Here is a 23,448-nt window from a genome sequence, read left to right on the forward strand (position 1 = left end):
GTTGCTTTTAATTTATAAGATTTTATCTATTTATATATTATGCTGAATTAAACTTAAAAATAGAGCGTTTTTTATTGGTGCGAAACTCGTGTATTAGATTTTTATCGCCATTTTTCTGATATCGAACTTTTTATTCAGCAGGAAGTTTATAATGGTGTATGGGAGGCATTAGTCGATGGCCGAGTGGATATAGCAATTGGTGCAACCCGTGCGTCACCGATTGGCGATAGATATAGTTTTCGTGATATGGGATTTATGCCTTGGTCATGTGTTGTCAGTATCAATCATCCTTTAGCACAAATGAGCGGGCTAATTAGCGATCAACAATTACGTCTCTACCCCAGTTTATGTTTAGAAGATACCTCTCGCTACTTACCCACGAGTTTCGCACCAATAAAAAACGCTCTATTTTTAAGTTTAATTCAGCATAATATATAAATAGACAAAATCTTATAAATTAAAAGCAACTTATTGTAATTTAAACAAATTTATACGTTTTAGTGACTTGCAAATTAACCATTGCTTTTAAGCCATTTCTGGAATTTTATATGCCTGTGCGAAACTCGTGTTACCAAAACGAGAAACTTGGGCATTAGATAACCAAAAAAGGCTTATAGCTAGGCGACTTAATTTTGATTACAAGGTGTGTTATGAGTTATACAATTGATTTTCGACGTAAAGTAATATCTGTAAGGAAAGCCGAAGGTTTAACAATTCGAGAAACTGCGAAACAATTCCGTATTGGAAAAGCGTCTTTAGTACGTTGGCTTAAACGACCAGAGCCAAAAAATTCAACGCCACGTAAGAGGAAGCTCGATAAAAATGCTTTAGCAAAAGATGTGGAACAGTATCCAGATGCTTACCAAAAGGAACGGGCAGAGCGATTCGGTGTTTGTAAAAAGACTATTTGGCAATCCCTTAAAAAGCTGGGATTAACCTATAAAAAAAACTCTATTCCATCCAAAAACCAACGAAAGCGACAGGCTGGCACATCAGCAAAAAAGACAACAGTATGAAAAAAAAGATAAATCTGTTGTTTTTATTGATGAAAGTGGTTTTTCACATGACACTCCACGAACTCACGGCTATTCCCCAAAAGGTCACCGTTGTTTTGGCCTGAAAAACTGGGGTGCTAAGGGAAGAACAAATGTTATTGGCGCTTTATTGGGAACAACCCTTTTTGCTATCGGATTATTTGATTGCAATATTAACCGTGATGTTTTTTATGTTTGGATCACAAAAATATTGCTCCCAGAACTTCCTGAAAATTCTGTTATTTTTATGGACAACGCTAGCTTTCACAAAGGTAAGAATATTGAACAGGCAATTATAAACGCAGGACACCAGATAGAATATTTGCCTGTGTATTCACCAGATTTAAATCCTATAGAACATAAATGGTCTCAAGCTAAACGTAAAAAGATGGAAACAGGATGCACTATCGATGACCTGTTTTTAATACATATGCTGTAATCAAAATTAAGTCGCCTAGCTATATTGTGCCAGATTGGGAAAGTGGTTTAGCATGCTTAAAAATGGATTATGTTTAGGATTTGCGCCTAAACATCGGGTAGAGCAACTTTGCCGCAAAAATGAATTAAAGACATTGCAGATTAAGCAACCCTTACCTGATAGTCCGTGTTGTATCATATGGAATGAAGAAAAACGTTCCCCGACATTGTGTTGGCTACTGGATTATTTAGGTAATAACGAAGCATTCAATGCCGAGTGGTTAACTAATTGATAGCGTTTAAATCCAGGGATCATCTTCGGTAGTCAATAAATGGACCATCGACAACTGAACGACGTTTAATAAGTTCTGGGTGTATTTCAATAGTTTGCGCATCTTGGCGTTTATTAATAATGCGATCAAGCAGCATGGTAAAGGCCATTTGACCTAAACGTTCTTTGGGCTGATGAATGGTGGTCAATGCTGGGGTGAAAAAACGCGCATTACGCACATTGTCGTAGCCAATAATAGATATATCTTGTGGCACTCGAATTCCTAATTCATTCGCAGCGCTGATAGCCCCCATCGCCATAATATCACCACCACAGAAAATGGCAGTTGGTTTTTGTTGGTGACTTAATATTTGTTTCATCGCCTCGTAGCCGGAAGCTGGTTCGAAATCACCCTCGACAATCCATTCGTTATGTGGCTGGATGTTAGCTTCCTTCATGGCATTGAGAAAACCTTGCCGCCGGCCATTGCCGGTATTGCGTTTTGATGGTCCAGAGATAATACCTAAATCACGATGACCTCGTTCGATAAGATAACGCCCGGCAAGATAGCCACCATAAACTGCATTATCAATGATGACATCGGTAAAATAACCATGGGCTTGCCCCCAATCCATCACCACCATTGGAATATTGCGGTATTCCTCTAACATCTGGAGTAGTTGGTTGGGGTATTCTGAGCACATGACAAGTAAACCATCAACCCGTTTTTGCGCTAACATTTGTAAATAGGCTTGTTGTTTATTTAGGTTGTTGTGCGAATTACACAGGATCAATGTATATCCTTGACTAAAACAGTTGTTTTCGACTGATTCAATGACTTCTGCAAAGTAAGGGGCTTCATTAGATGTGGCTAATAAGCCAATGGATTTAGTATGATTAACTTTCAAACTACGAGCAACGGCACTGGGAGAGTAATTAAGTGTTTTAATGGCTGCCTTGACGATCGTTTTTGTCTCTTCGGCGACAAAACGGGTATTATTAATTACATGTGATACGGTGGTAGTTGAGACACCCGCAAGCTTTGCCACATCCTTAATTGTTGCCATGATTATAAAGACTCCTGACCCATTCCCAATTCCTTTACTATTGTTTAAAAATTACTGTTATTGATCTATAAAAATAGATAATTAAGTTATCAGTAAACTGATCATTTTGTCTGATTTGCAGTAAAAACAAAAGTATTAATCAATCTTTGCTAGATGATATAATAGAAAATAGCTTTTGTTGTTGTATGATATTATGACATTTAATGATTTTTCAACGTCTAGGAATCTCAAAGATCCTGAAGCCGCATGAAATAGAGATTACAGACGGTAAAATTTGCTGTTTTTTTCATCAGAAAAGGGAATTAAGTCATTATTTTTGTGCTAATCGACTGATTTTTGAACAACTCTGCTGAATTCAGGGAGATCTTCCCTGCATTACATCACGTAGCGCATTCGCGCTATTTCCACTGTGTTAGCAACCAGCTCCATTGTTGCCACTCCAGCCAAGGACCGCCGATAGACCATTTTCCCACCACACAGGATACATTTAACCTGAGTTCGAGATAAGAAATAAACACGAGTTTCGCACAGGCATATAAAATTCCAGAAATGGCTTAAAAGCAATGGTTAATTTGCAAGTTACTAAAACGTATAAATTTGTTTAAGTTATAGCTAGGCGACTTAATTTTGATTACAGCATATGTATTAAAAACAGGTCATCGATAGTGCATCCTGTTTCCATCTTTTTACGTTTAGCTTGAGACCATTTATGTTCTATAGGATTTAAATCTGGTGAATACACAGGCAAATATTCTATCTGGTGTCCTGCGTTTATAATTGCCTGTTCAATATTCTTACCTTTGTGAAAGCTAGCGTTGTCCATAAAAATAACAGAATTTTCAGGAAGTTCTGGGAGCAATATTTTTGTGATCCAAACATAAAAAACATCACGGTTAATATTGCAATCAAATAATCCGATAGCAAAAAGGGTTGTTCCCAATAAAGCGCCAATAACATTTGTTCTTCCCTTAGCACCCCAGTTTTTCAGGCCAAAACAACGGTGACCTTTTGGGGAATAGCCGTGAGTTCGTGGAGTGTCATGTGAAAAACCACTTTCATCAATAAAAACAACAGATTTATCTTTTTTTTCATACTGTTGTCTTTTTTGCTGATGTGCCAGCCTGTCGCTTTCGTTGGTTTTTGGATGGAATAGAGTTTTTTTTATAGGTTAATCCCAGCTTTTTAAGGGATTGCCAAATAGTCTTTTTACAAACACCGAATCGCTCTGCCCGTTCCTTTTGGTAAGCATCTGGATACTGTTCCACATCTTTTGCTAAAGCATTTTTATCGAGCTTCCTCTTACGTGGCGTTGAATTTTTTGGCTCTGGTCGTTTAAGCCAACGTACTAAAGACGCTTTTCCAATACGGAATTGTTTCGCAGTTTCTCGAATTGTTAAACCTTCGGCTTTCCTTACAGATATTACTTTACGTCGAAAATCAATTGTATAACTCATAACACACCTTGTAATCAAAATTAAGTCGCCTAGCTATACAATAATCTGAGTTCGGGATAAGCGATAGTTGTGAGAAAATAAAAATAGCCGATTTATCAAAAGATATTTTAAAATCAAGAAGATAAAAAAGCAGGAAAATTCTTAGTGATAGGAGGTTAAAAAAGAAGCTATTTTTCTCTACTAAAATCATGAAAAAAACCAAAATTAATACTGTTTTATGTAATTATTTTAAATTAACTATTTGAATATGTGATAAAAAATTAGGATCCTTATCCCGAACTCAGGTTACAATAAGTTGCTTTTAATTTATAAGATTTTGTCTATTTATATATTATGCTGAATTAAACTTAAAAATAGAGCGTTTTTTTATTGGTGCGAAACTCGTGGTATGATTTATGTACTGCGATAGTTTCATTATTAGTGATCGTATCTTTTGTTTCTTTTATTTTATGAGCATCATATTGGCTTAACTGTCTGCTTTTTATCGCTACAACATTTTGGCTTAACCCGCATCATGGACAGCAGGCTGCACTACTGGCAGCCTATAGTCTAATAAGGGATTACATTTTTTCTACCGTTTCAATCCCTAATGTGTCTAAACCAATTTTTAAGGTTTTTTGCGTCAGTAATGCCAGTTTTAATCGACTTTCTTTTGATGCATTATTTTCTGCACCTAAAATTGGGCAATGTTCATAAAAACTAGAAAATAAACCAGCCAGATCATATAAATAAGCACACATAATATGGGGTAAACCGTCGCGAGCAACGGTTAGTATTGTTTCTTCAAATTGTAATAAACGAGTCGCTAAGGCTTGTTCATACTGATTTGCTAAAATCACCGGCTCGCTTAGTGCTGTTGGATTAATATTAGCCCGTTTAAAAATGGAGGCCACACGGGTATAAGCATATTGCATATAAGGCGCGGTATTACCTTCAAACGCTAACATATTGTCCCAGTCAAAAATATAATCAGTGGTACGATTTTTCGATAGATCGGCATATTTTACTGCACCAATACCCACCGCCTGACTAATCGATTGTAACTCTTTTTCTAGCATAGCTGGATTTTTTTGCCGAATAAGATCACCGGCCCGCTCAATTGCTTCATCAAGTAAATCGGCGAGCTGGATCGCTCCGCCGGCTCGAGTTTTAAACGGTTTACCATCTTTACCTAGCATCATACCGAACATATGATGCTCTAATGACATTGTATCGGGAATATAGCCGGCTTTACGCACAATAGCCCAAGCTTGCATTAGATGTTGATGTTGTCGTGAATCTATATAATATAACACCCGATCAGCGTGTAACATTTCATGACGATATTTAGCGCAGGCAATATCTGTTGTCGTATAAAGATAACCACCATCTTTTTTCTGGATGATAACCCCCATGGCATCACCCTCTTTATTCTTAAATTCATCTAGATAGACAACAATAGCGCCATCACTTTTAACGGCTAACTTTTTAGCTGTTAAATCAGCGACAATATCATGCAGCATATTATTATATAAGCTTTCACCCATCACATCGTCTTCCGTCAATGTGACATTTAAACGATGATAGGTGTGTTGATTTTGCGCCATGGTAATATCAACCAATTTGCGCCACATTTTCCGACAATATTCATCACCAGATTGTAGTTTAACCACATAATTACGTGCAAGTTCAGCAAAGTTTTCATCTTCATCATAATGTTTTTTAGCTTCACGATAGAAAGTCTCGAGATCAGCTAAAGCCATATCGGTAGCATTTTCTTGTTGAACTTTTTCCAAGTACGCAATTAGCATACCGAACTGGGTGCCCCAATCGCCGATATGGTTAGCACGTATTACTTTATGACCTAAAAACTCTAATGTACGAGCAACAGCATCGCCAATGATAGTAGAACGTAAATGACCAACATGCATCTGCTTTGCTACATTGGGAGCGGAATAGTCAATAATGACGGTTTGTGGCGTAACGGTGCTAATTGCCAATTTTTCATGTTGCAAAGTAAGTTCAATTTGTTCGGCTATCCATTGCTTATCAAGAAAAATATTAATAAAACCGGGTCCCGCTATTTCAACTTTATTGGCAATATTTTCCAGATTTAGTAGCGGCAGCATTTTTTCAGCTAATTGACGTGGAGGAATGCCGATTTTTTTAGCTGCAGACATGACACCATTAGCTTGGTAATCACCGAATTGGGCTTTTGTTGAAGGGCGGATATGTGCCTCACTACCTTTAGGAGCCCCTGCGGCAATTAATGCATTACTAATTTTTTCTGAAAGAAGAGCCTGAATATTCACCTGTTTACCTTAATGATGAAGATAGCTGTCGTATTCAACTTAGTCAGATACAGCTATGAGGATCGTGATAAAAATAGCTGGCTTTATACCATAATTAGCTATTCACATGCTACTATCAACTATTTGATCGATAACTCTATTGTAAAAAACAATATCAGATAGGATCGCTTTTTATCATCTTGTTAAATGACAATAGAGGATTTTTGATTTATCTAACTTTAAAAAATTACACGGCTGCAAAAATTGCAATTTTGATTAGAAATATTAATTTAAAAAAAGGGCTATGTTAAGTCTCTTTATTTTCCAGATTAAAATTTATCTTCATGAAAAGTTAAAAATATATTGAAAATTTGTTATCAATAGTTAATGATCTTTTATAATAAAATATTATCCTTTTCCATTAAAATTAATTACTTGTCTCAATTATTGTTTGAAATACGGGTATTTTATTTGCAGAATAGTATGCTTATTAATTGATAATTAAAAATAGAAATAACAATAATTAATCAGAGGTGGCAGTATTATGATAACCCTAGAAATTTGCTGCTATGGAGCTGAATGTGCGCTAATTGCGGAAAAATGTGGCGCAGATCGTATTGAACTTTGTTCCAGTCCAGCTGAAGGTGGATTAACGCCTAGCTATGGTTGTTTAAAACAGACTAAAGATACAATAAAGATCCCCGTTCATCCAATTGTACGTCCTAGAGGAGGGGATTTTTGTTACAGCGATAGTGAGTTCGAAACTATTAAACATGATGTTAAATTTATCAGGCAGTTAGGTTTTCCTGGTGTGGTATATGGCATATTGAATAGAGAAGGGCATATCGATATACCGCGTATGCGTATTTTAAAAGCATTATCTGGGGATATGGCCATTACTTTTCATCGTGCATTTGATATGTGCATTAGCCCAAAACAGGCCTATGTACAGCTGACAGAACTTGGTGTTGCCCGTATATTAACCTCAGGCCAGCAGCCGAATGCGGAATGGGGTTTACCGTTATTGAAAGAATTAAATGCATTATCTGGTAAAACCCCAAATGGCCCGATAATCATGGCGGGTGCTGAGGTAAAATTGTCAAATTTGCAGAAATTTATTGATGCAGGTTTACCGGAAGTACATACATCTGCTGGAAGAATGATGCCATCGACCATGAACTACCGCAAAGCAGGGGTAACGATGAGTTCCAATATGGAGATGGATGAATTTACTCATTATAGTGTAGATAGTGATGTGGTGGAAGCAATGAAAAATTTATTAGCTATTGCTAATAATAACTGATTATAGGTTTAGCGCAATGACGGTATTCAATACCGTCAAGTTTACCTTTTTTTGGCAACTAAAGTTGCGCGTAAAGGAGCCGGATAACCTTCAACTGTCAAATGCATGTTATTTGGGTCAAGAAAATTTGCTAATGATTCGGTTTCCATCCAGGCTGTTTTTCGCTGTTCTTGTACGGTTGTTACTGTTTGATCAACAATATGCACATCGCAAAAGCCACACTTTTTTAGCCAAATTTTAAGCATTTTGGCTGAGGGAATAAAATAAACATTACGCATTTGAGCATAACGTTCTTCAGGTATTAAGCATTGGTTTTCATCACCTTCAATAACTAAACTTTCCAGTACTAGCTCACCACCGGAAACTAATTGATTTTTTAGTTGATAGAGATGATCTAACGGTGAACGCCGATGATAAAGTACACCCATTGAAAATACAGTATCAAAGGCAGCTAGCGTCGGTAATTGCTCGATACCTAGAGGCAATAGGTGTGTTTGTTGATTATTGCCAATTAATTTACGTATGGCTTCAAACTGACATAAAAATAGTTGGGTAGGATCAATACCGATGACAGTTTTTGCGCCTTCACCAATCATTCTCCACATGTGATAGCCATTACCGCAGCCGACATCAAGTACCTGTTTATCTGTTAATGGTGAAAGATGAGGCAGTATACGTTGCCATTTCCAGTCCGAACGCCATTCGCAATCAATATTAATATCGTAAAGGGAAAATGGGCCTTTGCGCCAGGGCATTAGGCTTTTTAGCAGTAAAGTGATCCGTTGCTTATCTTTTAAACAAAGTGGTAACTCATTTTTGGCTGTCACTGCGGTTTTTAGATCTAAGCGAGTGGGTGTCATAGCGGGCAGATTTTGCACTATTTTTTGCCAACAATTAAATTGCCCATGTTGAGTGGTTTTTTTCCATTGTTCAATTTGGCATGGCAGCGTTTCTAACCAATGGCTAAGTGATCCTACGGCGATTTGTTGATAAAAATGTCCAAAATCTATCATCAAACTTGTTCCTTGATAGCGAGTAGTGAACCGAAATTGAAACATTGAAACCATAAGTCACAATGATTAAACCCTGCTGCGAGCAGACGTGATTTATGTTTGTTAATCGAGTCCGTTAACATGCTATTTTCTAGCATATTGCGTTTTTGACTTATCTCTAATTCACTATAGCCATTGGCACGCTTGAAATCATAATGCATATTAAACAGTAAATTGCCAATTTTTTCGTCGCTAAAATTAAATTTTTCTGATAACACTAAGACACCGCCAGGATTTAGTCCTTGGTAGATCCGGTTAATTAATTGTTGTCGAACGCTTGGCGCAATAAATTGTAGGGTAAAATTTAATACCACCATTGAGGCATTTTGTATGTTGATATCGAGAATATCGCTTTTAATGATTTCAACCGGCGTATTCGCTTTGTAAGCATGAACATATCGTTGGCAACGCTCAATCATGGCCGCTGAATTATCAATAGCAATTATTTTACAATTTTTAGCCTCAATATTACGACGAATTGATAATGTCGCTGCGCCTAAAGAACAGCCGAGATCATAAATAGTGCTATTGGATGTGACGAAACGTGTCGCGAGCATACCAATCATAGTAATAATATTTGAATAGCCAGGAACAGAACGTTTAATCATATCAGGAAAGACTTCGGCAACTTTTTCATCAAATTTCCAATCACCTAAATTGGCAATAGGAGTGGCAAATAAGGTGTCTTTCTGTTTATCTAAAATTTGGCTGGACATAACCTGTGAATTAATTAAATAGCAAATGGTGATTAATTCTAACAGATTTTATGTTAGGACATAAATTAAAACTCATTAACGTGGCAAAGAGTATAATGATGACCATGTTAATGAAATAAATTGTATTAGTCTTAACTTAATCCGACAATTCTGATTTAAAAAAGAGCGTTACCGGTTTTAATTAACATCATTAGATAATTAAATAAAAGGTAATTCTATGTATCAAACAAATAATCCTATCATCAAACATAAAGTCGGGTTACTTAACCTCGCTGAAGAGCTTAATAACGTCTCAAAAGCCTGTAAGATTATGGGGGTATCCCGAGATACGTTTTATCGCTACCAGGAACTTGTTAACGATGGTGGGATAGACGCTTTAATTAATCAAAATCGACGGGTGCCTAACGTAAAAAATAGAGTAGATGAACAGATTGAAAGCGCTGTAGTCGAGTATGCGATTGAATACCCTGCACACGGTCAACACCGCAGTAGTAATGAACTAAGAAAAAAAGGCATTTTTGTTTCGGGGAGTGGCGTTCGCTCTATTTGGCTGCGCCATAATCTCGAAAATTTTACAAAACGCCTAAAAGCGCTTGAAGATAAAATCGCAACAGAAGGAATTATCCTGTCAGAATCACAAATCAGTGCTCTAGAAAAGAAAGCGCAAGATGATGAAGCCTGTGGTGAGATTGAAACAGCGCATCCAGGTTATCTGGGTTCACAAGATACTTTTTATGTCGGTCATTTAAAAGGCGTTGGTCGTGTTTATCAACAAACTTACATTGATACTTACAGTAAAGTCGTTCATTGTAAGCTTTACACAACAAAAAGCGCGATAACGGCGGCAGATTTATTAAATGACAAGGTTCTCCCTTTTTATTCCCAGCATGGGTTACCGGTGTTACGTATACTGACGGACAGAGGCAGTGAGTATTGTGGTAAAGTTGAACATCACGATTATCAACTTTATCTCGCTATCAATGATATTGATCATACAAAAACTAAAGCTCGTTCACCTCAAACTAATGGGATTTGTGAACGCTTTCATAAAACTGTATTACAAGAGTTCTATCAGGTGGCTTTTCGTAAGAAAATCTATAGGGCTTTAAATGAATTACAAGCTGATTTAGATAAATGGTTAGCGGAATATAATAACCAACGCACTCATCAAGGAAAAATGTGTTGCGGTCGAACTCCTATGGCAACTTTACACGATGGAAAACAACTTTGGAGAGAGAAAGATTTAAATCAAATTTAACCTGACAGGTACTGTATAAATAACCGGTAACTGTCAGATCAAGTCTGAGCTACTACAAATAATAAATGTTAACCAGGATCATTAAAATCATAGAACTATAAGTCGTTATTTGGCCAAAATGACGCCAAGTTCGTTCTCTATGTTTTAGGCCAAAGTAATGAAAAATTCTGGCGATGATAAAAATTAACCCACAAAGATGAATAGCCCAAACGGGTGCACCATTCATCGCCATCATCAATAATAACAGCATAGAGATAGGAATATACTCAATCGCATTACTCTGAACGCGTAATGCTGTTTGTAATTCACAAAAACCATCATCACCGTAAGTAACTTGATACTGAGTTCTGAGTTTAATGACTTCCAAAGATAACTTAAACAATATTAAAGCACTAAATACAATGTACCACGAGTTTCGCACCAATAAAAAAACGCTCTATTTTTAAGTTTAATTCAGCATAATATATAAATAGACAAAATCTTATAAATAATTAAACAAATTTATACGTTTTAGTAACTTGCAAATTAACCATTGCTTTTAAGCCATTTCTGGAATTTTATATGCCTGTGCGAAACTCGTGTGTACAGAGAACTAACCATTTTTTCCCAAATTTTATTAGGCAAAACAGTGAAATAATGATACATCTCAAAACTTCAACAGTTACCATAAATATAGTATTTAAATCAATAAAAAGCTTTCAGATTGCGAATACGTTAAAAGTTATCTAGCCAATATGATAAGGCGTACTTATTTTCCCAGTAGAAATTTCTGTATAATAGCCACGAGTTTCGCACAGGCATATAAAATTCCAGAAATGGCTTAAAAGCAATGGTTAATTTGCAAGTTACTAAAACGTATAAATTTGTTTAATTATTTATAAGATTTTGTCTATTTATATATTATGCTGAATTAAACTTAAAAATAGAGCGTTTTTTTATTGGTGCGAAACTCGTGATAGCGATATTTTTTGATTATGTTTAAATTAATAGCACTAAAACGGCTAATGCAAGCGACTCTGCAAGTTGAGTATTTATGAGTAAAAGGATATTGTATGCGGACAAATTATTGCGGGCAATTAGGTGTTGCTCACGTCGGACAAAAAGTGACTCTCTGTGGCTGGGTTAACCGCCAGCGTAATTTAGGTAAATTAATTTTTGTCGATATGAGAGATCGCGAAGGTTTAGTTCAAGTTGTTTTTGTGCAGGAAAATCATGCCGAACTTTTTACCCAAGCGTCACAGTTACGCAACGAATTTTGTATCCAGATCACAGGTATGGTACGAGAACGTGAACAAATCAATAAAGAGATACCGACCGGTGAGATTGAAATTGTTGCACAAGCATTGACGATTATTAATCGTTCTGAACCATTACCGATAGATAGCAATCAACAAAATTCCGAGGAAATAAGATTAAAATATCGTTATCTTGATTTAAGGCGGCCGGAAATGGCAACGCGCTTAAGAGAGCGAGCCAAAATTATTAGTTTTGTGCGTCGTTTTATGGATGCAGAAGGTTTTGTTGATATTGAAACGCCCGTTTTGACCAAAGCAACACCAGAAGGTGCGCGTGATTATCTTGTTCCAAGCCGCGTTCATAAAGGTGAGTTTTATGCTCTGCCGCAATCACCACAACTTTTTAAACAATTATTGATGATGTCTGGCTTTGAGCGCTATTATCAGATAGTAAAATGTTTTCGTGATGAAGATTTACGTGCTGATCGCCAGCCTGAATTTACTCAGATCGACGTAGAAACCTCTTTTATGACTGCAGAGCAAGTTCGTGAAGTGATGGAGCGTTTGATCTGTCAATTGTGGCAGGAAAATAAAGGTATTGAGTTAGGCACTTTTCCGGTAATGACTTTTGCTGAGGCCATGCAACGTTATGGTTCAGATAAACCAGACTTACGGAATCCTTTAGAATTGGTTGATATTGCTGATTTGGTCAATGCCGTTGAATTTAAAGTTTTTGCTGAAGCTGCCAATGATCCAAAAGGCCGTGTGGCTACACTTTGTGTTCCAGGCGGGGCCACATTAACGCGTAAACAACTTGATGGTTATACTGAATTTGTTGCTATTTACGGCGCCAAAGGATTAGCTTGGATGAAGGTTAATTCACTGACTGAAGGTCAGGCAGATATTCAAAGCCCGATAGCTAAGTTTTTACCACCATCGGTGATTGATAATTTGTTAGCACGTACCCAAGCTAAAGCGGGTGATATTTTGTTATTTGGCGCTGGTAAACAAAATGTTATCAATGATGCAATGGGAGCGTTACGGTTGAAAGTAGGACGTGATTTAGCAATCACACAAAATAATAGCTGGAAACCGTTGTGGATTATTGATTTTCCAATGTTTGAAGAAGATGAAAATGGTGAGCTTAATGCTATGCATCATCCTTTTACTGCACCGAAAGATTTTACCCCGGAGCAACTACAAACCAATCCTTTGGCGGCCGTGGCTAATGCCTATGATATGGTCATTAATGGTTATGAAGTTGGTGGCGGCTCAGTGCGTATCCACCATAATAAGATGCAACAAGCTGTTTTTGAAATTCTTAATATTAGCCAATCAGATCAGCAAGATAAATTTGGCTTCTTGCTTGAGGCATTACAATATGGAACACCGCCACATGCCGGTATAGCATTTGGTTTAGATAGGCTTGTTATGTTATTAACGGGAACAGAAAATATTCGCGATGTGATTGCGTTTCCAAAAACAACCGCAGCCGCTTGTTTGATGACCGATGCACCCAGTGTGGCTAATCCGGCTGCATTAGCGGAATTGGCGATAACTGTTGCTCCAAAAACTAAATAGATACTATGCAATATAAACGGCCGGAATCAGTATTAGTTGTAGTTTATGTGCAATCGAGTCGTCAAGTACTGATGCTACAGCGGTGTGATGATCCTGATTTTTGGCAATCAGTTACCGGTAGTCTTGAGGATAACGAAACACCAAGAGAAACGGCATTGCGTGAAGTTAAAGAAGAGATAGGCATTGATATTATCAAACAGCATTTGACGTTAGTTGATCTGCAACACAGTCTCTATTTTGATATTTTTTTTAAATTTCGCCACCGTTATGCTCCGGGTACAACCCAATGCAAAGAGCATTGGTTTTCTTTGGCCTTACCGCAAGAGCAGGATTTTTTATTGAAAGAACATTTGGCTTTTCGTTGGTTACCTGCTGCTCAGGCAGCAGCATTGACCAAGTCATGGAGTAACCGTCAGGCGATTGAACAATTTGTTTTAAAATGATTTTTATTGACGTATTTTGGGAGATATTTCATGGCAGGTCATAGTAAATGGGCCAATACCAAACACCGAAAAGCGGCGCAAGATGCTAAACGGGGTAAAATTTTTACTAAAATTATTCGTGAACTGGTAACAGCGGCTCGTTTAGGTGACGCTGCATCAAACCCACGATTGCGTGCGGCGATTGATAAGGCATTATCTAATAATATGACGCGAGATACGTTAAATCGAGCAATCGCACGTGGTGTAGGTAGTGATGACAATGATAATCTGGAAACTATCATTTATGAAGGCTATGGCCCAGGTGGTACGGCTGTTATGGTTGAATGCTTAAGTGATAATCGTAATCGTACAGTTTCTGATGTCCGCCATGCCTTTACTAAATGCGGTGGTAATTTAGGTACCGATGGTTCGGTTGCTTATTTATTTACTAAACGTGGCGTGATCTCATATGCACCAGGCATTGATGAAGATAACTTAATAGAAGCGGCATTAGAAGCGGGTGCCGATGATGTCAAATCTTATGATGATGGCGCCATCAATGTTTATACTACGCTAGAATGCTTTGGTGATGTAAAAGATGCTTTAGATGCGGCCGGTTTTAAGGCTGAAGCCGCCGAGGTGACAATGATCCCGTCAACCAAAGCAAATTTAGATGCTGACACTGCACCTAAACTTTTACGTTTAATCGACATGCTGGAAGATTCTGATGATGTACAAGAAGTGTATCATAATGGGGAAATTTCAGATGAAGTTGCGGCTCAGCTATAATTAAATCAACTTTTTATATTAAGAGATAGCATGCTGATTATCAGTATGCTTTTTCTTTGCATGTTTAACCTACTCAGTGAGTCAAGAATATGGCAATTATTCTTGGGATTGATCCTGGTTCGCGTATTACCGGTTATGGTGTTATTCGTCAACAAAGTCGACAGTTGATCTATTTAGGTAGTGGCTGTATACGTACTCAGGCAGACGATCTGCCAACACGCTTACAACGTATTTATGCAGGTGTCACTGAAATCATTACCCAATATCGACCGGACAGTTTTGCTATCGAACAGGTGTTTATGGCAAAAAATGCCGATTCTGCTCTAAAATTAGGTCAAGCAAGAGGCGTGGCGATTTTAGCTGCAGTCAATAATCAATTACCAGTTTTTGAATATGCGGCGCGACAAGTAAAACAATCCGTTGTTGGCACGGGAGCGGCGGAAAAAAAACAAGTTCAGCATATGGTCTGCTCAATATTGAAATTGTTATCGCATTCTCAAGCTGATGCTGCTGATGCTTTAGCTATTGCGATCACGCATTGTCATTTTAATCAAAATTTGGCTCGAATAGGTGAGCCAGAACTATCATTGGCTAAAAGACGCTTGCGTTAATGACTGGATATAAATCCAGTATTTTTTTATAATATAAGCATTAGCAGAATAACCTAAAAGAGGAAATCGATGTGATTGGTCGCTTGCGAGGCACTATTTTGGAAAAACAGCCGCCTATTGTATTACTCGAACTAAATGGTGTAGGTTATGAAGTTCATATGCCAATGACCTGCTTTTATGAATTACCAGAAATTGGTCAGGAAGTGATCTTGTGGACTCAATTTATCGTGCGTGAAGATGCACAGCTACTATATGGCTTCAATGATAAGCAAGAAAGGGCATTATTTCGTGAGTTAATTAAGGTTAATGGGGTAGGTCCTAAATTAGCGCTGGCCATTTTATCCGGTATGTCAGCTTATCAATTTGTTTCTGCGATAGAACAAGAAGCGATTTCTAGGTTGGTAAAATTACCGGGTGTTGGCAAAAAAACCGCAGAACGGCTGGTGGTTGAAATGAAAGACCGCTTTAAAGGACTTAATGTCGATCTATTTAATAATAGTGCGATAGATTTACCTGGCTCATCAGCAGCAAAACAAAATAGTCATATTGAAGCAGAGGCAGTTTCTGCATTGATTTCTTTAGGCTATAAACCACAAGATGCGAGCCGTATGATTGGCAAAGTTGCACATGGAGCTACTAACTGTGAAGCATTGATCCGCGAAGCATTGCGAGCTGCATTATAAATAATAAGTAAGGAACAAATCTATGATTGAGGCTGATCGTTTAGTTTCTGCTGAGAATTTACCTGATGAAGACGTGATTGATCGCGCTATTCGACCAAAACTCCTTACTGAATATGTCGGGCAACCTCAGGTTTGCCAACAGATGGAAATCTTTATCCAGGCAGCTAAATTACGAGCTGAAGCCCTTGATCACTTGCTGATTTTTGGTCCACCTGGGCTCGGTAAAACGACATTAGCGGGTATTGTGGCGAATGAATTGGGCGCAAATTTACGTACCACCTCCGGCCCAGTATTAGAAAAGGCAGGGGATTTAGCGGCAATGCTAACTAATTTAGAACCGCATGATGTACTCTTTATTGATGAAATACATCGTTTGTCGCCGGTTGTAGAAGAGATCCTTTATCCGGCAATGGAAGATTACCAACTGGATATCATGATAGGAGAAGGGCCTGCTGCGCGTTCAATTAAAATTGATCTACCTCCTTTTACTCTAGTTGGTGCAACAACCAGAGCCGGCTCACTGACATCCCCGCTTAGAGATCGTTTTGGTATTGTTCAGCGTCTTGAATTTTATAATGTCGATGATTTACAGACGATTGTATTACGTAGTGCTCACTTTATGAGGTTAGAAATTTCTGATGCCGGTGCGAGACAAATTGCGATGCGCTCACGGGGAACGCCGCGGATAACTAATCGTTTGTTACGGCGAGTAAGAGATTTTGCCCAAATAAAAGGTGATGGTATTATTGATGGCGACATCGCTTCACAGGCATTAGATATGCTTAATGTTGATTCAGCCGGTTTTGACTATCTTGATCGTAAATTATTGATAGCTATTATTGATAAATTTATGGGAGGACCGGTAGGATTAGACAATGTGGCCGCTGCAATTGGTGAAGAAAGGGAAACCATAGAGGATGTTCTTGAACCTTTCCTGATTCAACAAGGATTTATTCAGCGTACTCCCCGTGGTCGAATTGCGACTGATCATGCCTACCGCCATTTTGGACTTAATAAAGATCATGATGATGCTAATTAAGCTTATTAATGGGGTTAAATTTATTGCTTGTAATTTGCTAATATAATCATGCTAATTATTTTCAATGCAGCTTAACACCAGGTTAGGCTGCTATTTATAATATATGAATAAATAATAATTTATTTATAATTATTATCTGTTATTTTTATTAACCATTTTTATTATCAATGAACTTCTTATTTAATTAATGCATTATTAATATAAATTGATGATATTTAACTCTCAAAAATAAGGAATAGTTTAATATTAATATAATTAATTATATTATTTTTATTGATGTTTTTGCCGTTGTTAAATAATAAATTTACGGTAGTTTTCATTTTTTCATTATGTCTACTAACTATTTTTTAATAAATAAAATTAGCTAATTATGGAATAAACTGAATGAAAATAAAATTATTATTATCAATGTTAGTATTATAAGTTTTGCCAGAGCAATATGTAGTAGCTCAGACTTGAGCTGACAGTTGCCGGTTATTTATACAGTATCTGTCAGGTTAAATTTGATTTAAATCTTTTTCTCGCCAAAGTTGTTTTCCCTCGTATAAAGTTACCATAGGAGTTCGACCGCAACACATTTTTCCTTGATGAGTGCGTTGGTTATTGTATTCGTCTAATCATTTGTCTAAATCAGTTTGTAATTCGGCTAAATTACCGAAGATTTTCTTACGAAAAGCCACCTGATAGAACTCTTGTAATACAGTTTTATGAAAGCGTTCACAAATCCCATTGGTTTGAGGTGAACGAGCTTTAGTTTTTGTATGATCAATATCGTTGATAGCGAGATAAAGTTGATAATCGTGATGCTCAACTTTACCACAATACTCACTGCCTCTGTCCGTCAGTATACGTAAAATCGGTAATCCATGCTGGGTGTAAAAAGGCAGAACCTTGTCATTTAATAAATCTGCCGCCGTTATCCCGCTTTTCGTTGTGTAAAGCTTACAATGAACGACTTTACTATAAGTATCAATGTAAGTCTGTTGATAAACACGACCAACGCCTTTTAAATGATTGACATAAAAAGTGTCCTGTGACCCCAAATAACCCTGATGTGCTGTTTCAATCTCACCATTGGCCTCATCATCCTGTGCTTTTTTTTCGAGTGCGCTGATTTGTGATTCTGACAGGATAATCCCTTCTGTCGCTATTTTATCTTCTAGTGCCTTTAGACGTTTTTTAAAATTTTCAAGATGATGACGTAGCCAAATAGAACGAACACCACTTCCCGAAACAAAAATTCCTTTTTTTTAGTTCATTACTACTGCGGTGTTGTCCGTGTGCAGGGTATTCAATCGCATACTCAACTACAGCGCTTTCAATCTGTTCATCTACTCTATTTTTTATGTTAGGTACCCGTCGATTTTGATTAATTAAGGCATCGCTCCCACCATTGTTAACAAATTCTTGATAGCGATAGAAAGTATCTCGGGATACACCCATAATCTTACAGGCTTTTGATACGTTATGAGGCTCTTCAGCAAGGTTAAGTAACCCGACTTTATGTTTGATGATAGGATTATTTGTTTGATACATAGAATTACCTTTTATTCTATCATCTAATGATTTTAATTAAAACAGGTAACGCTCTTTTTTAAATCAGAATTGTCAGATTAAGTTAAGACTAATACACTTATTGCCTGATGGATGATTTTTGTAAAGACTTCGAGCCAAAAATGCATGAAATTTTGCTGAATAACGGTAGTAAGCGTCGTAGACGGTCTGCTCAGCTTTCGTTGGCTGAAATGATGACACTGGTTGTTTTGTTTCATCAACTCCGATTCAGACAATTCAAGGTATTTTATCTCTATCATATCCATTTATATCTCAGGAAGGAATTTCCTAACTTGCCATCATATTCACGCTGCGTAGAGTTACTTCCGCGCAGTGCCTTAGCTTTAACGGCACTGTTTGAGTCAATTAAGGGAAAGTGCACGGGTCTGTCGGTTGCCGATTCTACTCCGATAGCTGTGTGTGATAACTTACGGATCCGCCGGCATAAAGTCTTCGATGGGATAGCTGAACGAGGAAAAACCTCAACAGGTTGGTTCTTTGGTTTCAAACTTCATGTAATTATCAATCATTTGGGGGAAATACTCAGTTTTCGACTTACACCAGGAAACACAGATGATCGGAAACCATTACCTGAGCTGATAAAAGATCTTTCTGGTTGTTTGTATGCGGATAAAGGGTATTTATCGGCTTCACTGAAACAGCAACTGAAAACAATGGGAATTAACCTTATAACGAATATCAAGAAGAAAATGAAGCCTGTTGAACAGACTTGTTTCGACAAAGTCATCTTGCGTCATCGTTCTGTCATTGAAACGGTATTTGATGAGTTAAAAAATCTTTCACGAGTTTCGCACAAGCATATAAAATTCCAGAAATGGCTTAAAAGCAATGGTTAATTTGCAAGTTACTAAAACGTATAAATTTGTTTAAATTACAATAAGTTGCTTTTAATTTATAAGATTTTGTCTATTTATATATTATGCTGAATTAAACTTAAAAATAGAGCGTTTTTTTATTGGTGCGAAACTCGTGCTTTCATTAAGTTTTGGTCCTAGTTATCGTTTTATAGCTAGGCGACTTAATTTTGATTACAAGGTGTGTTATGAGTTATACAATTGATTTTCGACGTAAAGTAATATCTGTAAGGAAAGCCGAAGGTTTAACAATTCGAGAAACTGAGAAACAATTCCGTATTGGAAAAGCGTCTTTAGTACGTTGGCTTAAACGACCAGAGCCAAAAAATTCAACGCCACGTAAGAGGAAGCTCGATAAAAATGCTTTAGCAAAAGATGTGGAACAGTATCCAGATGCTTACCAAAAGGAACGGGCAGAGCGATTCGGTGTTTGTAAAAAGACTATTTGGCAATCCCTTAAAAAGCTGGGATTAACCTATAAAAAAAACTCTATTCCATCCAAAAACCAACGAAAGCGACAGGCTGGCACATCAGCAAAAAAGACAACAGTATGAAAAAAAAAGATAAATCTGTTGTTTTTATTGATGAAAGTGGTTTTTCACATGACACTCCACGAACTCACGGCTATTCCCCAAAAGGTCACCGTTGTTTTGGCCTGAAAAACTGGGGCGCTAAGGGAAGAACAAATGTTATTGGCGCTTTATTGGGAACAACCCTTTTTGCTATCGGATTATTTGATTGCAATATTAACCGTGATGTTTTTTATGTTTGGATCACAAAAATATTGCTCCCAGAACTTCCTGAAAATTCTGTTATAGCTAGGCGACTTAATTTTGATTACAAGGTGTGTTATGAGTTATACAATTGATTTTCGACGTAAAGTAATATCTGTAAGGAAAGCCGAAGGTTTAACAATTCGAGAAACTGCGAAACAATTCCGTATTGGAAAAGCGTCTTTAGTACGTTGGCTTAAACGACCAGAGCCAAAAAATTCAACGCCACGTAAGAGGAAGCTCGATAAAAATGCTTTAGCAAAAGATGTGGAACAGTATCCAGATGCTTACCAAAAGGAACGGGCAGAGCGATTCGGTGTTTGTAAAAAGACTATTTGGCAATCCCTTAAAAAGCTGGGATTAACCTATAAAAAAAACTCTATTCCATCCAAAAACCAACGAAAGCGACAGGCTGGCACATCAGCAAAAAAGACAACAGTATGAAAAAAAAGATAAATCTGTTGTTTTTATTGATGAAAGTGGTTTTTCACATGACACTCCACGAACTCACGGCTATTCCCCAAAAGGTCACCGTTGTTTTGGCCTGAAAAACTGGGGTGCTAAGGGAAGAACAAATGTTATTGGCGCTTTATTGGGAACAACCCTTTTTGCTATCGGATTATTTGATTGCAATATTAATCGTGATGTTTTTTATGTTTGGATCACAAAAATATTGCTCCCAGAACTTCCTGAAAATTCTGTTATTTTTATGGACAACGCTAGCTTTCACAAAGGTAAGAATATTGAACAGGCAATTATAAACGCAGGACACCAGATAGAATATTTGCCTGTGTATTCACCAGATTTAAATCCTATAGAACATAAATGGTCTCAAGCTAAACGTAAAAAGATGGAAACAGGATGCACTATCGATGACCTGTTTTTAATACATATGCTGTAATCAAAATTAAGTCGCCTAGCTATAATAGCTATATTAGTCTCTATGGGTTAATTGGAGCTGCTCGTGGTAGAGTTGAGGCAAAATCACCATTCACAAATGCTTTTAAAGACACTCAAATTGAATTAGTTTATGTGCGGGTTTACAAATTAATCCGGTGGAGAATTTAGCTATTGATGTTACTTATGAACATACCAAATTATCTTTTGAACATACTAATTTAAAAAATATAAAAGTCGGCACATGGATGCTTGGTGTCGGTTACCGGTTCTAATTTGATTAGCAAAATAAAAACTCACTACAACACGAGTTTCGCACCAATAAAAAAACGCTCTATTTTTAAGTTTAATTCAGCATAATATATAAATAGACAAAATCTTATAAATTAAAAGCAACTTATTGTAATTTAAACAAATTTATACGTTTTAGTAACTTGCAAATTAACCATTGCTTTTAAGCCATTTCTGGAATTTTATATGCCTGTGCGAAACTCGTGTACAAGTCATAATTGATTGATTTGTAGTGAGGGAATAGGGTGTTTAAGCAATTTTAAAAATAATTTATTTTACCTCATGAATAGATTAGTTTTTTATTTTAATAAATAAACTTAATACAAATAAAGCACTGGCACAGATCACAACTGAGGGCCCTGCTGGTGTATCGTAATAGGCAGACAGAGCAAGTCCAGCCGTCACTGCAAACATACCGATAATAATAGCAACTACTGCCATTTGCTCTGGTGTTTTGGCAAATCGTCTACCAGTAGCGGCAGGAATAATTAATAATGATGCAATAATTAAAGCCCCAACAAATTTCATGGCAATACCTATGGTAAGGGCAGTAACCAGCATTAATAATTCTTTAAGCTGCTGTATTTTTACTCCATCAACAAAAGCTAAATCCTGATTAACTGTTATTGACAGTAAATTACGCCATTGCCAGACAATAATTGAGCAAACAATAGCAACACCTATCGCGATTGAAAAAACATCCTCGGTGGTTACCGATAATAGATCACCAAATAAATAAGCCATCAAATCCATACGAACATTGTCCATTAAACTAACGACTACTAATCCAAGTGATAGGGCACTATGCGCCATTATGCCTAATAGGGTATCGATGGCTAGATGTGGGCGCTTTTCTAGCCAGGCTAATAAAATTGCAAGAAGAAGGGTGATAGCAATAACGGCATAAAACAGATTAACATTGAGTAATAAACCAAAAGCGATACCAAGTAATGATGCATGAGCGAGAGTATCACCAAAATATGACATACGCCGCCAGACAACGAAAGAGCCTAGCGGTCCTGCGGCAATGACTAACAGCATACCGGCTAACCACCCAGGTAGTAATAGTTCAATCATGATGACAGTTCCCTGTAGGTTTATCATCAATCTCATTATTTAAATCGCATTGATGATTATGATGATGGTGGCGATAGATACCGATCTGTTCTATCCCACGATGGCCGAACATAGCAATAAATTCGGGATCTAAAGCCACATCCTCTGGCCGACCAGAGCAGCATATTTGTTTATTAATACAGAGTACTTTATCAGTTTTTGCCATCACAAGGTGGAGATCATGTGAAATCATAAAAACAGCACAATTTGATTCGGTACGAATATTATCAATTAGATTATATAAAGCGACTTGACCATTGATATCTACGCCTTGTGTAGGTTCATCTAAAACAAGTAATTGTGGTTGATTCAGTAAAGCACGGGCAAGTAGAACACGTTGAGTTTCCCCGCCTGATAGTTTTTGCATTTGTTGCTCGATAAGATGATCGGTGCCGACACGTATTAAAGCAGGAATAATATTAGTAGTTTTTACCCCAGGTTTTAATGTCATAAAACGTTTAACTGTCAAAGGCATTATCATATCCAGCGACAATTTTTGTGGCACATAACCGATGCGCAATTTGGCTTGGTAAATTATTTCCCCTTGACTTGGGGTAATTAGGCCGAGGACTATTTTAGCTAGCGTAGATTTACCAGCACCATTTGGCCCCAATAGTGTTAATATTTCTCCAGCATATAGATCAAAGGAGATGTTTTCGACAATTTGGTGTGAACCAAAACTAACAGCAATATTTTTTAAGCTTAATAGCGTTTGCATGGTAAATAATTCTTGCAGGATG

At 37.2% G+C, this 23,448-nt stretch carries 24 protein-coding genes and 3 pseudogenes; 17 read left to right on the plus strand and 10 right to left on the minus strand.

Features of this window, described 5'->3' with window-relative positions:
• Positions 1-81 precede the first annotated feature (81 nt).
• From AYJ55_RS08420 to AYJ55_RS08435, 4 genes and pseudogenes are all read left to right on the plus strand, one after another.
• Positions 82-378: pseudogene (locus tag AYJ55_RS08420) on the plus strand (LysR substrate-binding domain-containing protein); the annotation flags it as partial.
• Positions 379-650: 272 nt separating this feature from the next.
• The gene (locus AYJ55_RS08425) at positions 651-1,016 is read left to right on the plus strand and encodes an IS630 transposase-related protein (protein ID WP_063653415.1); all 366 of its coding nucleotides are present in this window, start codon (positions 651-653) and stop codon (positions 1,014-1,016) included.
• Positions 985-1,473, plus strand: a complete 489-nt coding sequence (locus AYJ55_RS08430) for an IS630 family transposase (RefSeq protein ID WP_063653499.1) — start codon at positions 985-987, stop codon at positions 1,471-1,473. Before AYJ55_RS08425 ends, AYJ55_RS08430 begins: the two co-directional genes overlap by 32 nt.
• A gap of 34 nt (positions 1,474-1,507) precedes the next feature.
• Positions 1,508-1,744, plus strand: a complete 237-nt coding sequence (locus tag AYJ55_RS08435; protein WP_245677313.1) for a LysR substrate-binding domain-containing protein — start codon at positions 1,508-1,510, stop codon at positions 1,742-1,744.
• Positions 1,745-1,763: 19 nt separating this feature from the next.
• Here AYJ55_RS08435 and purR read toward each other — a convergent pair whose 3' ends face one another.
• From purR to argS, 4 genes are all read right to left on the minus strand, one after another.
• The gene (gene purR / locus AYJ55_RS08440) at positions 1,764-2,789 is read right to left on the minus strand and encodes an HTH-type transcriptional repressor PurR (RefSeq protein WP_063655541.1); all 1,026 of its coding nucleotides are present in this window, start codon (positions 2,787-2,789) and stop codon (positions 1,764-1,766) included.
• A gap of 631 nt (positions 2,790-3,420) precedes the next feature.
• On the minus strand, positions 3,421-3,954 hold the full coding sequence (locus AYJ55_RS08445) for an IS630 family transposase (RefSeq protein WP_162505291.1): 534 nt from the start codon (positions 3,952-3,954) through the stop codon (positions 3,421-3,423).
• Positions 3,878-4,243, minus strand: a complete 366-nt coding sequence (locus AYJ55_RS08450) for an IS630 transposase-related protein (protein WP_063653415.1) — start codon at positions 4,241-4,243, stop codon at positions 3,878-3,880. The genes AYJ55_RS08445 and AYJ55_RS08450 overlap by 77 nt, the downstream gene beginning before the upstream one ends.
• 560 nt (positions 4,244-4,803) lie before the next feature.
• Positions 4,804-6,534: an arginine--tRNA ligase gene (gene argS / locus AYJ55_RS08455; protein WP_063655543.1), complete on the minus strand. Its 1,731-nt coding sequence runs from the start codon at positions 6,532-6,534 to the stop codon at positions 4,804-4,806.
• 523 nt (positions 6,535-7,057) lie between these two features.
• On the opposite strand from argS, the gene cutC reads away from it, so the two are divergent.
• The gene (gene cutC / locus AYJ55_RS08460) at positions 7,058-7,816 is read left to right on the plus strand and encodes a copper homeostasis protein CutC (protein ID WP_063655545.1); all 759 of its coding nucleotides are present in this window, start codon (positions 7,058-7,060) and stop codon (positions 7,814-7,816) included.
• A gap of 41 nt (positions 7,817-7,857) precedes the next feature.
• On the opposite strand, the gene cmoB is transcribed toward cutC, so the two are convergent.
• The gene (cmoB, locus tag AYJ55_RS08465) at positions 7,858-8,829 is read right to left on the minus strand and encodes a tRNA 5-methoxyuridine(34)/uridine 5-oxyacetic acid(34) synthase CmoB (RefSeq protein ID WP_063655547.1); all 972 of its coding nucleotides are present in this window, start codon (positions 8,827-8,829) and stop codon (positions 7,858-7,860) included.
• A complete protein-coding gene (gene cmoA, locus AYJ55_RS08470) occupies positions 8,829-9,584 on the minus strand; it encodes a carboxy-S-adenosyl-L-methionine synthase CmoA (protein WP_063655549.1) in 756 nt (251 codons plus the stop codon). The genes cmoB and cmoA overlap by 1 nt, the downstream gene beginning before the upstream one ends.
• A 217-nt stretch (positions 9,585-9,801) precedes the next feature.
• On the opposite strand from cmoA, the gene AYJ55_RS08475 reads away from it, so the two are divergent.
• Entirely contained in the window at positions 9,802-10,842 is a 1,041-nt protein-coding gene (locus AYJ55_RS08475) for an IS481 family transposase (RefSeq protein WP_063654070.1), read from the plus strand.
• A 52-nt stretch (positions 10,843-10,894) separates the two neighbouring features.
• Here the strand turns inward: AYJ55_RS08475 and AYJ55_RS08480 are convergent, their stop codons facing one another.
• Positions 10,895-11,263 carry an MAPEG family protein gene (locus AYJ55_RS08480; protein ID WP_063655551.1) on the minus strand — a complete coding sequence of 123 codons (369 nt, stop codon included), beginning with the start codon at positions 11,261-11,263 and terminating at the stop codon, positions 10,895-10,897.
• Positions 11,264-11,894: 631 nt separating this feature from the next.
• On the opposite strand from AYJ55_RS08480, the gene aspS reads away from it, so the two are divergent.
• The 6 genes from aspS to ruvB all read left to right on the plus strand — a co-directional run bounded on the left by aspS (position 11,895) and on the right by ruvB (position 17,202).
• Entirely contained in the window at positions 11,895-13,658 is a 1,764-nt protein-coding gene (gene aspS, locus AYJ55_RS08485) for an aspartate--tRNA ligase (protein ID WP_063655554.1), read from the plus strand.
• 5 nt (positions 13,659-13,663) lie between these two features.
• Positions 13,664-14,101, plus strand: coding sequence for a dihydroneopterin triphosphate diphosphatase (gene nudB / locus AYJ55_RS08490; RefSeq protein WP_063655556.1), 438 nt, complete (start codon positions 13,664-13,666; stop codon positions 14,099-14,101).
• 30 nt (positions 14,102-14,131) lie between these two features.
• Positions 14,132-14,869: a YebC/PmpR family DNA-binding transcriptional regulator gene (locus AYJ55_RS08495; RefSeq protein ID WP_063655558.1), complete on the plus strand. Its 738-nt coding sequence runs from the start codon at positions 14,132-14,134 to the stop codon at positions 14,867-14,869.
• Between the two features lie 89 nt (positions 14,870-14,958).
• Positions 14,959-15,480, plus strand: coding sequence for a crossover junction endodeoxyribonuclease RuvC (gene ruvC, locus AYJ55_RS08500; protein ID WP_063655561.1), 522 nt, complete (start codon positions 14,959-14,961; stop codon positions 15,478-15,480).
• Positions 15,481-15,551: 71 nt separating this feature from the next.
• Positions 15,552-16,163: a Holliday junction branch migration protein RuvA gene (ruvA, locus tag AYJ55_RS08505; protein ID WP_063655563.1), complete on the plus strand. Its 612-nt coding sequence runs from the start codon at positions 15,552-15,554 to the stop codon at positions 16,161-16,163.
• 22 nt (positions 16,164-16,185) lie between these two features.
• Positions 16,186-17,202 (plus strand): Holliday junction branch migration DNA helicase RuvB, encoded by a 1,017-nt coding sequence (gene ruvB / locus AYJ55_RS08510; RefSeq protein WP_063655565.1) that lies wholly within the window; start codon positions 16,186-16,188, stop codon positions 17,200-17,202.
• Positions 17,203-17,699: 497 nt separating this feature from the next.
• Here the strand turns inward: ruvB and AYJ55_RS08515 are convergent.
• Positions 17,700-18,738, minus strand: a pseudogene (locus AYJ55_RS08515) (IS481 family transposase).
• A 107-nt stretch (positions 18,739-18,845) separates the two neighbouring features.
• Between AYJ55_RS08515 and AYJ55_RS08520 the strand changes: the two are divergent.
• The 5 genes and pseudogenes from AYJ55_RS08520 to AYJ55_RS08540 form a co-directional block, all read left to right on the plus strand.
• Positions 18,846-19,571, plus strand: a pseudogene (locus AYJ55_RS08520) (IS982 family transposase); the annotation flags it as partial.
• Between the two features lie 248 nt (positions 19,572-19,819).
• Positions 19,820-20,185: an IS630 transposase-related protein gene (locus AYJ55_RS08525; protein WP_063655569.1), complete on the plus strand. Its 366-nt coding sequence runs from the start codon at positions 19,820-19,822 to the stop codon at positions 20,183-20,185.
• Positions 20,182-20,499 carry a transposase gene (locus tag AYJ55_RS08530; RefSeq protein WP_063655571.1) on the plus strand — a complete coding sequence of 106 codons (318 nt, stop codon included), beginning with the start codon at positions 20,182-20,184 and terminating at the stop codon, positions 20,497-20,499. Before AYJ55_RS08525 ends, AYJ55_RS08530 begins: the two co-directional genes overlap by 4 nt.
• The gene (locus AYJ55_RS08535) at positions 20,483-20,848 is read left to right on the plus strand and encodes an IS630 transposase-related protein (RefSeq protein ID WP_063653415.1); all 366 of its coding nucleotides are present in this window, start codon (positions 20,483-20,485) and stop codon (positions 20,846-20,848) included. Before AYJ55_RS08530 ends, AYJ55_RS08535 begins: the two co-directional genes overlap by 17 nt.
• Positions 20,817-21,305 carry an IS630 family transposase gene (locus tag AYJ55_RS08540; protein ID WP_063653499.1) on the plus strand — a complete coding sequence of 163 codons (489 nt, stop codon included), beginning with the start codon at positions 20,817-20,819 and terminating at the stop codon, positions 21,303-21,305. The genes AYJ55_RS08535 and AYJ55_RS08540 overlap by 32 nt, the downstream gene beginning before the upstream one ends.
• A gap of 578 nt (positions 21,306-21,883) precedes the next feature.
• On the opposite strand, the gene znuB is transcribed toward AYJ55_RS08540, so the two are convergent.
• A complete protein-coding gene (gene znuB, locus AYJ55_RS08545; RefSeq protein WP_063655573.1) occupies positions 21,884-22,669 on the minus strand; it encodes a zinc ABC transporter permease subunit ZnuB in 786 nt (261 codons plus the stop codon).
• Positions 22,662-23,426 (minus strand): zinc ABC transporter ATP-binding protein ZnuC, encoded by a 765-nt coding sequence (gene znuC / locus AYJ55_RS08550; protein ID WP_063656268.1) that lies wholly within the window; start codon positions 23,424-23,426, stop codon positions 22,662-22,664. Before znuC ends, znuB begins: the two co-directional genes overlap by 8 nt.
• Positions 23,427-23,448 lie beyond the last annotated feature (22 nt).

Origin of the sequence: Candidatus Arsenophonus triatominarum (genome assembly GCF_001640365.1) — a bacterium.
GTDB classification, from domain to species: Bacteria; Pseudomonadota; Gammaproteobacteria; order Enterobacterales; family Enterobacteriaceae; genus Arsenophonus; species Arsenophonus triatominarum.